This window comes from Streptomyces sp. NPDC012510, assembly GCF_042955065.1.
Classification (GTDB): domain Bacteria; phylum Actinomycetota; class Actinomycetes; order Streptomycetales; family Streptomycetaceae; genus Streptomyces.
Window position 1 is genome coordinate 119,933 of record NZ_JBIBEN010000001.1, and the last position, 12,662, is coordinate 132,594.

Here is a 12,662-nt window from a genome sequence, read left to right on the forward strand (position 1 = left end):
TCAGGATAGCCCTGGAGAAGAACCCGTTGAGAGCGCTCCCCGGCCCCCGTCCCGCCGGTGTTGACCTTCGAGTTGGTTGAAGGCCGAGGATGGCCGGGTGCCCCCTTCCGAACCGAATCCGAATCCCGAACTGATGCCGATCGGCGTCTTCGCCCGCCGCACCGGTCTGACCTCCAGCGCGCTGCGGTTCTACGCCGACTCTCGGCTGCTGTCTCCCGCCGAGGTCGACCCGGCGTCGGGCTACCGCTACTACACCGCCGACCAGGTGGGCCGGGCGACCGCCCTCCGGCGGCTGCGCGAGATCGCCATGCCGCTCACGGCCGTCGAGGCGGTCCTCGACGCCGGCCCCGAGGAGGCCGCACGGCTGATCGACGACCATGTCGCACGCGTCCTCGGGGAGGCCGTGGCCGCGCAGCGGACGGCCGGGCTCGTCAAGTCGTCCCTCCGTGCCGTGCCGGGTCTGCCGGTCGTCGCGTTGCAGGGTCCCGTGCTGGCCGACGCGGTGGAGCAGGTCCTGACCGCGACCGCCCGGAATCCGGAGCTGCCGGTGCTGGGCGGCCTGCGCGTCGAGGTGGACCGGGAGGCCGTCACCCTGACCGCCACCGATCGCTACCGGCTCTCGACCCGGACGCTCGTCCCGTCCGAGCCCCCGGCCGCGACCTGGGCAGCCACGGTCGCCGGCGACGAACTGCGGGCGGCGGTGGTCGAGGTCCGCCGGAGCACGCTGGTGCGCGTCGAGGCGACGGCGCAGGGGGTCCGGCTGCGTCTGAAGGGCCGGGAGGACCAGTACTGCCGGTCGCTGACAGCGGAGTTCCCGGACTTCCGGGCGATGCTCGACGCGCTGCCCGAGGTGGGCACCCGCGTGACGGTCGCGAAGGGGTCGCTCCTGCGCGCGCTGGAGGAGGACCTCGGTGAACGGGTCGCGCTGCGAGTGGCCGAGAACGGGACGGAGCTCCGGGTGTCCGGTGGCGGGCGGCCCGGCAGGCGGCGGCTCCCCGCCACCGTGGTGGGACGAGAACTCGACATCTGCTTCGAACTCACGACGCTCTACCCGGCCGTGAGCACCGCCGTCGGTCCCGACGTGATGCTCGATCTACGAGGGTCCGATCAGCCGGTCACGGTCCGCTCGGCCGACCGCGGCGACCTCACCACCCTGGCCATGCCCGTCCGGCCGCAGCCCGCGACCGAATGATGACGACGAGGACACTCCCGTGAACACCACTTCCGTGAACACCGCTCCCACGAGCACCACCCCCGTGCACACCATTCCCGCCGGCTCCGATCCGATCATGGAGGCCATCGGCGGAGCCGTCGCCGAAGGACATGCCGGGGACATCGAATCGGCCCGCCGGAAGCTCCTGGACCTGTGGTCCACGATCGGCGTCACCGGTGACGCGCTGCACCGCTGCGTCCTCGCGCACCACCTGGCGGATCTCTTCCCCTCCGACCCCGCCCGGGCGTTGACCTGGAACGTGCGGGCCCTGGACGCCGCCGACGCCGCGACCGAGGAACGCGTGCGGGAGCACGGCGCCGGTCTGCGCCGCGCGGGCTTCTACCCGTCCCTGCACCTCAACCTCGCGGACGACCACCGTCGGCTCGCCTCCTTCGAAGCCGCCACCGAGCACATCGACGCGGCCAGGCGGTACGCCCCGAACCTCGGGCAGAACGCGTACGGCGACCTGTTGCGTACCGCGATCGAGGAGGTGGCCGAGGCCATCGGCCGACGGGACACCGGCGAGCGGCGGCGGCCGGGGCGGCCTGCCGTTCGCTGAGACCTCAGTGCTGGTGCGCCTCGCCGGACTCGGCCGACCCGTCCGACCCGTCCGACCCGTCCGACCCGTCCGTACTGTGCGGCGTGTGCGTCTCGTACCCCGGGATCGTGCCGTCCGTCCTGCGCACCAGGAACAGTCCCACCATGCCCATGTCGGAGTGGCTCTGGACGTGGCAGTGGTACATCCAGGCACCCGCTCCCACGCCCTCGCCCGCGATGACCTGGAAGCCGAAGGAGTCGGCGGGGCCGACGATCTTGTTGTCGATGACCTGGCTGGGGTCGTCGGGGCCGGTGAGCATGCCGGTGCGGTTGTCGGCCCAGCGGTGACCGTGCAGGTGGAAGGTGTGGTAGTACTCGCCGTGGGTGATGACGACGAACTCGACACGATCGCCCACGGTCGCGTCGAAGTCGGGGCCGGAGTGCGCGGGTTTGTTGTTGATGAGCAGGTCGTTGAAGACGACTGTGACGGTCTTGTCGGGCAGCACATCGCCCTTGCGCCGGACGATGACGGCACCGTAGAGACCCTTGCGGACGCCGACCGTGCCGTGTTCGGTGCCGACGACATGGTCGTGGTAGTGCCAGTAACCGGCGCTGCCCGCACGCCAGGTGCCGTCCTTGCGGGCTCCGGGGGCGTGGGTGCGCCAGGTGTAGGTGCGGGTGCCGCCGGGTTCGACGTCGCTGCGGTTCTGCTTGGTGCCGTCGCTGGAGATCTCGTAGTCCAGGCCGTGGACGTGCAGGCTCGCGGCCACGTCCATCGTGTTCTCGAACTCGATGTGCAGGGTGTCGCCCTCGTTGAGTTCGATCAGTGGGCCCGGTATCGAGGCCTTGCCCTTCTCCAGGCCGTAACCCATCTGCCCGCCGGGCAGTTTCTCGGCGTACATCTTGATGTGCCGGACCACGCCGCCCGCCGGGGCCGTCCTCGCCTGCGTGGCGGCGCTCGCGGCCCCGGAGGTGCCGACGGTCTCGATGGCCACGGACAACGATGTCGCGGCGGCCGCGCCACCCAGCAGCACCCGCCGGTTGAACCCTCGTCTGTCCATCCCGCCCATGCGGAACTCCCCACGCCGATACGGATCTTGCTCAGACGCAGCTGTGATCAACCTGTGAGACGGTAGCGGCCGCACGATCGTTTATCCACACCCAGGACAAAGTTCAGACCATTCCGGTCATAGCTATTGGCGAGTCGTGTCAAAGCGGGCTAGCTTCCTTGGCGCTGTTGCTGTGACCGAGGAGGTGCCCATGTACTTACGAGGGTTGAGCGACGCGAAGAGACGGGCCTGGGCGGCCACCCTGACCGCCTCGGTCGTCACGGCGGGGCTCCTGTCGGGCCCCGCGGCCCAGGCGCGACCAGCGCCGGAGCCATCGCTGACAACGATGTCGATCAAGTCGCCGCCGGGCGGCTCCGGCCCGCGGGTGCTGATCTTCCACGGCTCCGCGGCGGCCGGGGACGAGTCGCCCGTGGTGAACGCCGGGATCGAGGCGATCGAACGGATCGGGCTGTCCGGGCCGGCCGCCGAGCGGTTCGGGGTCGTCGCCACCGACGACGCCTCCGTCTTCACCGACGAGACCCGGCTGAGCGGGTTCAACGCCGTCGTCTTCCTGACCGGCGGCGGTGACGTCCTGGATCCCGAGCAGGAGGCGGGGCTTGAGACCTATATGGAGGCGGGCGGCGGATTCGTCGGCGTCCATGACGCGGCGCGCGCCGAACCGTACTCGGACTGGTTCACCGGACTGATCGGTGCCCGTCCTGCCGCGTCCAGTCCCACGACCGTGCAGCGGGCGACCGTCGAGGTCGGTGACCGGCGGCACCCGGCCACCAAGGACCTGCCGATGCAGTGGAAGCGGCCCGACAAGTGGCTCAACTGGACCAAGAACCCGTCGGGTTCCGTGCACACGGTGGCCCGGGTCCGCGAGTCGACCTACCAGCCGGGCACCGGCGCCAACGGCTGGGACCACCCGGTGAGTTGGTGCCGCGACTACGACGGCGGCCGTTCTTTCTACACGGGCATGGGCGGGACCGTCTCCGCGTACGACGAGTCCGACTTCCGTGCGCATCTGCGCGGCGCCCTGCTCTGGACCTCCCGTCTCGCGCAGGCGGACTGCAAGGCGACCATCACCGCCCACTACAAGGCGGAGCGGCTCACCCGGCCCAACCAGCCGGGGCAGAACGACCAGATCGGTGAACCGCACGGCCTGGTCACCGCACCCGACGGGCGGGTGCTGTACATCGGCCGGGGCGGCGCCGACTCCTCCCAGCCCGTGGTCACCGACTGGAACAACCCTGACATCGGCAAGGGCAACGGCGAGATCCACGTCTACGACCCGATGACGAAGAAGGTCACCCTCGCGGGCGCGCTCACCGTCTTCGGCAACAAGGGCGGCGGCGACGAGCTGATCAAGGTCGAAGAGGGCCTGCTGGGCATCGAGCTGGACCCCGGCTTCCAGCAGAACGGCTGGGTGTACCTGCACTACACGCCGCACTCCGAGATCAACCGTGACACCCGGATGGCCGAGCGCCGCGTCTCCCGCTTCACCCTCGACCTCGCGAGCAACAAGCTCGACCCGAGCAGCGAGAAGGTCCTGCTCAAGTGGCCGGTGCAGATCCATAGTTGCTGTCACGCGGGCGGCGGCATGAGCTTCGACTCCAAGGGCAACCTGTACATCGCGACCGGCGACAACAACTCCAGCGGCTTCAGCGCCGGTTACTCGGGCAACAACCCCGAGCCCGACTACAAGGGCGTCTCCTTCGCCGACGCGCGCCGCACCGCCGGGAACACCAACAACCTCAACGGCAAGATCCTCCGCATCCATCCGGAGCCCGACGGCACCTACACACTGCCCGTCGGGAACCTCTTCACGGGCAGGGAAACCGCCGAGGGCGGCGGCAAGACCCGCGGCGAGATCTATGTGATGGGGGTCAGGAACCCCGCCCGGATCTTCGTCGACCGGCAGACCGACGTCCTCTACGCCGGCTGGGTCGGCCCGGACGCGAGCGCGCCCTCGACGACCTGGGGCCCCGCCAAGTACGACACCTTCGCCGCCATCACCGAGGCGGGCAACCGGGGTTGGCCGTACTGCATGGGCAACAAGCAGCCCTACCGGGACCGCGACCTGCCGGACCCGTCGAAGCCGCTCGGGTGGTACGACTGCGACCACCCGAAGAACGAGTCCCCGAACAACGACGGACTCGTCAACCTGCCCCCGGTGACCGGCAACAACATCTGGTACTCACCGCAGGGCGGCGCCCCCGACTTCCCCCGGGACACGAGCGGCATCCCCTCCTACAAGAACGAGGACGCCAAGTACCTGCTGCCGTGGCTCAAGGGCGGCGGCCAGGCCACGATGAACGGCCCGGTCTACCGCTACTCCGCGTCGGGCGACAACTCCGTCCGTTGGCCCGCCTACTGGGACGGCAAGTGGTTCGTCGGCGACTTCTACGACTCCGACCAGCCGCGCCACGCGGTGGTCATGGACCCGAAGAACCAGGGCAGCGGCGGACTCCCGGTCCACGCGGAGTCGCTGAAGAAGATCGTGCCGGTCGGGGCCGACGGCATCAGCAACCTCATGGACTGGAAGTTCGGTCCGGACGGCGCGCTGTACGTCCTGGACTACGGACGCGGCTTCTTCACCTCGGACGCCAAGTCGGCGCTGTGGCGCGTCACCTACACGGGCGGCGGCCCGACACCGGCGGCCGACGAGCTGGCGAGGAAGGCGGAGTGATGCGACAAAGGCGTTTGTGGGCGGCCCTGTTGGCGGCCCTGCTGATGGTCCTCGGGCTCACGTCGACGCCCGCGTCCGGCGGTACGGACGGGGTGCGGGAGAAGGCCGCCGCCCAGGTGCTCACCTGGACCGCCGGTGACGACATCACCAAGTACCTGACCGCGCCGCAGACCGCCGTGGCGGGTCCGGCCACCCTGGTCTTCGAGAACAGCAAGGCGACCGGCAACACCATGGGGATGCCGCACACGTTGACGTTCGACGTCTCCGACCCCGAGTACAACAACGACGTGCCGCTCAACATCCTCGCCAACCCCGGCGACGACCAGGGCGGCCGGTAAACGGCCGAGGTGACGCTCATCCTGACCGGTACCACACGCGACCACATCACTCCTTTGGGTGACTGAACCGCCATAGTTCCCGCGTGGCGGTTCTGAGTTGCTAGCTTCGTGACGTCCGTCAGTTCTACTGGCGAACCTACCGCCGGGCGGGCGGAAAGTGACGCTTGTGGAGGCCCATGTGAGACCGGCTCCCCTTGGGAGAGGCAAGGGCCTGTGAAGCAGGAACCCGTGGAGGTACCGCATCGCGGTACGGACCTGAATCGCCTGCTGCGGCAGGCGAGGGCGCCAATACTGCACGATCCCCGGCATGGGTAGGGCAGGGGCGTCCCCTCGACCACTCGGTTCTTGGGGACCCCGCCCCGCCGACGGGTCAAGGCCACAGTGACCGCCACCAGAGCGAGTACGTCGCCATGGCGACGGTCACCGTCTCCGCGTCGGACACCGGGTCGGGGGTCAACACCATCGAGTACGCCCTCGGCGACTCGGGGGCCTGGCAGCGTTACACCGCGCCCGTGATGGTGCACGAGGTCGGCACGCACAAGGTGCGCTACCGGGCCACGGACAAGGCGGGCAACGTCGCCGCCGAGAAGAGCGTCGGCTTCACCGTCGTCGCCCCACCGGCCGACGACACCACACCCCCGGTGACGGGCGTGACCGTCGAGGGCGACCGGAACTCCGCCGGCGCGTACCTGAGGAGCGCGAAGGTCACCGTCGGTGCCACGGACCACGGCGGATCGGGTGTCGCCGCCGTCGAGTACTCGCTGGACGGCGGCCCCTATCTCGCTTACACCGCCCCCGTGGTGGTCGACCGGGCGGGCACCCACACGGTCGCATACCGGGCTAGCGACAAGGCGGGCAACACGGCCGCCGCGCGCTCGGTCAGCTTCACCGTCGTCGCGGGCGGCGGGGTCCCCGCGCCCAACTGCGCCGAGTACGACGAGAGGTTGACGGTCTTCGTCGGCACGGTCGACTCGGGGGTGCCGAACCGGGTCACGAACAGCCGCTGCCGGATCAACGAGTTGATCGAGGACGAGAAGGAGTGGACGTCGCACGCGCTGTTCCTGAAGCACGTGGACACCGTCCTCGACAAGCTGTTCCGGGAAGGGGTCGTCGACCTGCGCGAGTACACCGCCGTGAAGGAGGCGGCGGAGGAGTCCGGGATCGGCAGGCCCGGCCAGACGGAGGGCTACCGCACGATCCTCGACGGCACGGCCGAGTCGTTCGCCAAGTGGCAGCAGGTGGGCGGCGGTTCGTTCGGCCTGAACAATGACGGCTCGATCACCTCCGGGACGACGAAGGCCGGGCTCGGCATGCTGTGGTTCCCCGAGCGGAAGTACGGCGACTTCTCGCTGCGCCTGCAGTGGCGGGACGACGCGCCGGGCACGGGCAACGCCAACTCCGGTGTGTTCGTCCGCTTCCCCTCGGTCCACGACCATCCGGAGGAGTCGCGGCCGGAGTGGGTGGCCATCAAGTACGGCCATGAGGTGCAGGTCCTCGACCGCCCCGACGGCGACATGTACAAGACGGGGTCGGTCTACGGCTTCGACCGGGTGGGGCTCGCCGGTGCGGGCGTCACCCAGAAGGGCACCTGGAACGACTACGAGATCAGGGTGGTCGACCAGCACTACTCGGTCTTCCGCAACGGCGTCCTGATCAACGAGTTCGACAACACCGGCGGCCAGGAGTTCGCCCCACCGCGTTCGGACGACCCGGGCACGGACGGGCGACGCTTCGCCTCCGGTCACCTCGGACTCCAGGTGCACGGCACCACGGATGTCGTCTCCTACCGGGACATCCGGATCAAGGAACTGTAGGGAACTCAGGCGGCCCGTGTCCCGCGAGGGGCGCGGGCCACCGTCATGTCTTCTTCGCCCTGCTCGGCTGCACCCGCTTCGGCTCCCCCGGCATCTTCGGATACTCCGGCGGGTACGGCAGATCGCCGAGCCCGTGGTCGTGTTCGTCGCGGGCGGCCAGCTCCAGCAGGGCTTCGAGAGAGAACGCGTGGTCGTCCATGTCGGCGTGGACGTCACCGACCTCGGCGAAACGCGGCGGCATGGTCGCCAGATCGAAGTCGCGGGGGACGGCGACGCCCACCTCGTCCCAGGTGAGAGGCGCGGAGACGGGGGCGTGTGGGCGGGGCCGTACGGAGTAGGCGGAGGCGATGGTGCGGTCGCGGGCGGTCTGGTTGTAGTCGACGAAGATCTTCTCGCCCCTTTCCTCCTTCCACCAGGCCGTGGTCACCTGGTCCGGCATCCGGCGCTCCAGTTCGCGGGCGACGGCGATGGCGGCGCGGCGTACCTGGGTGAAGGTCCAGTCGGGCCGGATCGGGACGAAGACGTGCAGGCCACGGCCGCCGGAGGTCTTGGGCCAGCCGCGCAGGCCGCCGTACTCGTGCAGAAGTTCACGGAGTTCATGGGCGGCGCGGACCGCGTCGGCGTAGTCGGTGCCGGGTTGGGGGTCGAGGTCGATCCGGAGCTCGTCGGGTCGGTCCACGTCGTCGCGGCGGACCGGCCACGGATGGAAGGTGAGGGTGCCGAACTGGGCGGCCCACACGACGGCGGCGACCTCGGTGGGGCACATCTCGTCGGCGCTGCGGCCGCTGGGGAAGGTGATGTGGGCGGTCGGGATCCAGTCGGGCATGTTCTTGGGGGCCCGCTTCTGGAAGAAGTTCTCGCCGGTCACACCCTCGGGGTAGCGCTCCAGGGTGGTGGGGCGGTCGCGCAGGGCCCGCAGGATGCCGGGGCCGACGGCGATGTAGTACCGGGCGAGGTCCAGCTTGGTGAGGCCGGGCTCCGGGAAGAAGATCTTGTCCGGGCTGGACAGCCGTACCGTCCGCCCCGCCACGTCCAGTTCCACCGCTTCACCCATGCGAGCCACCGTAGGCGGAACAGCCAGATGCCGCATACCCGGGCGAATCACATCCGCTGCATCGGGTGCGTATCGCTCGATACCGGGCGAATCTCACCGCGTGGTCGCAGAATCGGAGCATGGATCTCCCGGTGATGCCGCCCGTGAAACCGATGCTCGCCAAGTCCGTGGCGAAGATCCCGCCGGACATGCACTACGAGGCGAAGTGGGACGGGTTCCGGGCGATCGTGTTCCGCGACGGGCCGGAGGTGGAGATCGGCAGCCGTACCGGTAAGACGCTGACCAGGTACTTCCCGGAGCTGGCCGAGGCGTTGCGGCAGCGGCTGCCGGAGCGCTGCGTGGTGGACGGCGAGGTGGTGATCGTCCGGGAGGGGCGGTTGGACTTCGACGCCCTGACCGAACGCATCCATCCGGCGGACTCCCGCGTCCGGATGCTGGCCGGGACGACCCCGGCCTCCTTCGTCGCGTTCGACCTGCTCGCCCTGAATGACGAGTCGCTGCTCCAGGTCCCGCTCACCGATCGGCGCGCGCTCCTTGAACTGGCCCTCTCCGAGGTCACCGCACCCGTCCACCTCGCCCCGGCGACCACGGACCGCGAGCTGGCCGAGCAGTGGTTCGAGCAATACGAGGGGGCGGGTCTGGACGGAGTGATCGCCAAGCCGCTCAATCTGCGCTACCGGCAGGACGAGCGCGCCATGTTCAAGATCAAGCACGAGCGCACGGCGGACGTGGTCGTCGCCGGCTACCGCTTCCACAAGAGCGGACCGGTGGTCGGTTCGCTGCTGCTGGGCCTGTACGACGACGGGGGCACGCTCCAGCACGTGGGCGTGTGCGCCGCGTTCCCGATGAGACGGCGCGCGGAGCTGGTGGCGGAGTTGGAGCCGCTGCGGATGACGGAGGTCGGGGGGCACCCGTGGGCGGCCTGGTCGGACGAGGCGGCGCACGAGACGGCGCGGCTCCCGGGGGCGCCGAGCCGCTGGTCGGCGAAGAAGGACTTCTCCTGGGTGCCGCTCCGGCCCGAGCAGGTCGCCGAGGTGGCGTACGACCACATGGAGAACGGCGTCCGCTTCCGTCACACGGCCCGCTTCCGCCGCTGGCGCCCGGACCGCACGGCGGAGAGCTGCACCTACGCCCAACTGGAGGAGCCGGTCACCTACGACCTGGCGGAGATCCTGGGGGCGTGAAGGCCGGCCCTGGGCGCCCTGTTCTGACGGCAGGCACTGGGCGCCCGGCGCTGACAGTCGGCCCTGGGCGTCCGGCACTGACGCCTGGCTCTGATCCCCGCCCTGACGCCTGGTTCCGATCCCCGCCGGTTACTGACCCGCAGCCCGGCCCTGGCCACCGAACCAGGCACTTGCCACTGAACCCGGCCCTGGTCGGACCTGGTCAGACCTGGTGTGATGCCTCGGCCCACCCGTGGCCAAGGCGCGGGTCGGCTCAGGGCTCCATCAGCACCTTCACCGCGCCGTCCTGCTTGCGCTGGAACATCTCGTAGGCGTGCGGCGCGTCGGCGAGCGGCACCCGGTGGGTGGCGAAGGAGTCGACGCCCAGGGGATCGTCGTCCGTGAGGAGCGGCAGGATGTCGTCGCTCCAGGTGCGGACGTTGGCCTGGCCCATGCGCAGCCGGATCTGCTTGTCGAACAGGGTGAGCAGGGGCAGCGGGTCGACCATGCCGCCGTAGACGCCGGAGAGGGAGATCGTGCCGCCGCGTCGTACGAGGTCGATGGCCGTGTAGAGGGCGGCCAGCCGGTCCACGCTGAAGTGTTCCGCGAACTTCGAGCCGAGGGCACGGGGCAGCCGTCCGGCCGCGTTCTGGGCGAGGCGGGCGGCCGCGCTGCCGTGGGCCTCGGTGCCGACGGCGTCGATCACCGCGTCGGGGCCGCGTCCGGCGGTCCGGTCATGGATGGCGGTGACCAGGTCCTTCTCGTTCTCGAAGTCCCTGAGGTCGAACGTCTCGACGCCCCGCTCACGTGCCCGGCGCAGCCGCTCGGGCACCAGATCGACTCCGAACACCTGCTCGGCACCGCGTTGCCCGGCCACCCGGCAGGCCATGTCCCCGATGGGGCCGAGGCCGAGCACGGCGACGCTGCCGCCGAGCGGGATGTGGGCGTACTCGACCGCCTGCCAGGCGGTGGGGAGGACGTCGGAAAGATAGACGAACCGGTCGTCGGGCGGCCCTTCCGGCACCTTGATCGGTCCGAACTGGGCCTGCGGGACCCGCAGGTACTCCGCCTGGGCGCCGGGGACGGCGCCGTACAGCCGGGTGTAGCCGAAGATGGCCGCGCCCATGCCCTCGCCGGTGCACTGGGTGGTCTCGCACTGGGTGGGGAGTCCGGTGAGGCACATCCAGCAGTTGCCGCAGGCGATCTGGAAGGGCACGACGACCCGGTCGCCGACCGCCAGATCGGGGACCGCGGCGCCCACCTCCTCGACGACGCCCATGGGTTCGTGGCCGAGGATGTCGCCCGGCGTCATGAACGGGGTGAGCACCTCGTACAGATGCAGGTCGGAACCGCACAGCCCGGTGGAGGTGATCCGGATGATCGCGTCCGTCGGCTCCTCGATCACCGGATCGGGCACGGTCTCCACGCGTACGTCCCGCTTGCCCTGCCACGTCACTGCCTTCATCGCGCCCACACTCCGTCTCTCGCCTCGGCCAGCAGGTCGCGCACGGGTACCCGGTGCCCGACTTCCGAACCGCCCGGATCGCCCGGATTACCCGGATCACCCGGAGAGCCCGGAGAGCCCGGAGGGCCCTCATCAGCGGAGGGCCCTGATCAGCCCAACAGAAAGCGCACAATCAGAAAAAAACAGCTATGGCCATCTATTGGCAGATAAGCGCACAATCGAAGGCACCATCTGATGGACCGGCGGAGTGAACATGACACTGAGGACGCGGGGGCCACGGCAGCGCAGGGTGAAGAGATCCCTGCTGGCCGCCCTGACCGTGGGCATCGTCCTGGCGGGCTGCACCGTGAGCGGCCCGGACGACGACGACGGACGCGGGGGCGACGACCGGCGGGACGACCAGGTCAGCAGTGCCCCGGCGGGCTCCGTGCTCGCCGTGAAGATCGACAACGTCCGCCCCGCCCGGCCCCAGACCGGCATCGAGGCCGCGGACATCGTCTACGCCGAACAGGTGGAGGGCGGTCTGAGCCGGCTGATGGCCGTGTACGCGACGAAGTTCCCCGAGACCGTCGGCCCGGTCCGCAGCGCCCGCGAATCCGATCTGGAACTCCTCCGCCAGTTCGACGAGCCGACCCTCGCCTTCTCCGGCGCACAGGGCAAGCTGCTACCCCTCATAGACCGTGCACCCCTGCGAGCCGAGACCCCTCAGGACGCCATTGACGCATACTCCCGCGCCGACGACAGGCCCGCCCCGCACAACCTCTACCTGCGCCCCGAGAAGCTGCTCGACTCCCCGCCCGGCACCGAAGCCCTCACCACCGGCTTCCGCTACGGCCCCGCACCCGACGGCGGGAGCCCCGAAGCCTCCCGCACCGTCCGCTACCCGGCGGCCCGCTTCACCTTCACCTGGTCCGACGACCGCCGGGGCTGGCTTGTCTCCATGGACGGCGCGCCGACGATCACCACCGACGACACCCGTGTCGCCCCGGCCACGGTGGTCGTGCAGCACGTCACGGTCCGCGAGTCCCAGTTCCGTGACTTCCTGGGCAACAACACCCCGTACACGGAGACCGTGGGCTCGGGCCGTGCGGAGATCCTGCGGGACGGCCGTGCCTTCGAGGCGAACTGGGAGCGCGCGACCCCCACCGACGGCACCACCTTCACCGCACCCGACGGCAAGGCGTTGAACTTCGCGGAGGGCCAGGTATGGGTGGTGTACGCGAGGGCATGAGGCGGGCACCCGGCATCACGGACACAGCCGGAGCCCGCATCCGCCGCGGCACGCCGAAGCCCCCCGGGGCGGAAGCCCCCGGAGCCGAAGCGACCTGAGCCCAAGC

General features: G+C 70.1%; 8 protein-coding genes and 1 pseudogene. 6 read left to right on the top strand and 3 right to left on the bottom strand.

Annotated elements, in window-relative coordinates:
• Window positions 1-133 precede the first annotated feature (133 nt).
• Together ACFY9I_RS00525 and ACFY9I_RS00530 are read left to right on the top strand one after the other, a co-directional pair.
• A complete protein-coding gene (locus ACFY9I_RS00525) occupies window positions 134-1,192 on the top strand; it encodes a MerR family transcriptional regulator (RefSeq protein ID WP_390995669.1) in 1,059 nt (352 codons plus the stop codon).
• A 64-nt stretch (window positions 1,193-1,256) separates the two neighbouring features.
• Complete coding sequence (locus ACFY9I_RS00530; RefSeq protein ID WP_390995672.1) at window positions 1,257-1,772, top strand: hypothetical protein; 516 nt, start codon at window positions 1,257-1,259, stop codon at window positions 1,770-1,772.
• Between the two features lie 4 nt (window positions 1,773-1,776).
• Here the strand turns inward: ACFY9I_RS00530 and ACFY9I_RS00535 are convergent, their stop codons facing one another.
• The gene (locus ACFY9I_RS00535) at window positions 1,777-2,811 is read right to left on the bottom strand and encodes a multicopper oxidase domain-containing protein (protein WP_390995675.1); all 1,035 of its coding nucleotides are present in this window, start codon (window positions 2,809-2,811) and stop codon (window positions 1,777-1,779) included.
• 199 nt (window positions 2,812-3,010) lie between these two features.
• On the opposite strand from ACFY9I_RS00535, the gene ACFY9I_RS00540 reads away from it, so the two are divergent.
• Window positions 3,011-5,491, top strand: a complete 2,481-nt coding sequence (locus tag ACFY9I_RS00540) for a ThuA domain-containing protein (RefSeq protein WP_390994600.1) — start codon at window positions 3,011-3,013, stop codon at window positions 5,489-5,491.
• Between the two features lie 14 nt (window positions 5,492-5,505).
• Window positions 5,506-7,643 (top strand): annotated as a pseudogene (locus tag ACFY9I_RS00545) (OmpL47-type beta-barrel domain-containing protein).
• Window positions 7,644-7,686: 43 nt separating this feature from the next.
• On the opposite strand, the gene ligD reads toward ACFY9I_RS00545, so the two are convergent.
• Window positions 7,687-8,697 (bottom strand): non-homologous end-joining DNA ligase, encoded by a 1,011-nt coding sequence (ligD, locus tag ACFY9I_RS00550; RefSeq protein WP_390994602.1) that lies wholly within the window; start codon window positions 8,695-8,697, stop codon window positions 7,687-7,689.
• Window positions 8,698-8,816: 119 nt separating this feature from the next.
• Between ligD and ACFY9I_RS00555 the strand changes: the two genes are divergently transcribed.
• Window positions 8,817-9,881 carry an ATP-dependent DNA ligase gene (locus ACFY9I_RS00555; RefSeq protein ID WP_390994604.1) on the top strand — a complete coding sequence of 355 codons (1,065 nt, stop codon included), beginning with the start codon at window positions 8,817-8,819 and terminating at the stop codon, window positions 9,879-9,881.
• A gap of 253 nt (window positions 9,882-10,134) precedes the next feature.
• Here ACFY9I_RS00555 and ACFY9I_RS00560 read toward each other — a convergent pair whose 3' ends face one another.
• Window positions 10,135-11,325: an alcohol dehydrogenase catalytic domain-containing protein gene (locus ACFY9I_RS00560; RefSeq protein WP_390994607.1), complete on the bottom strand. Its 1,191-nt coding sequence runs from the start codon at window positions 11,323-11,325 to the stop codon at window positions 10,135-10,137.
• 253 nt (window positions 11,326-11,578) lie between these two features.
• Here ACFY9I_RS00560 and ACFY9I_RS00565 point away from each other — a divergent pair, with 253 nt between their 5' ends.
• Window positions 11,579-12,556, top strand: a complete 978-nt coding sequence (locus ACFY9I_RS00565; RefSeq protein WP_390994609.1) for a DUF3048 domain-containing protein — start codon at window positions 11,579-11,581, stop codon at window positions 12,554-12,556.
• The last annotated feature ends 106 nt before the right edge of the window (window positions 12,557-12,662 follow it).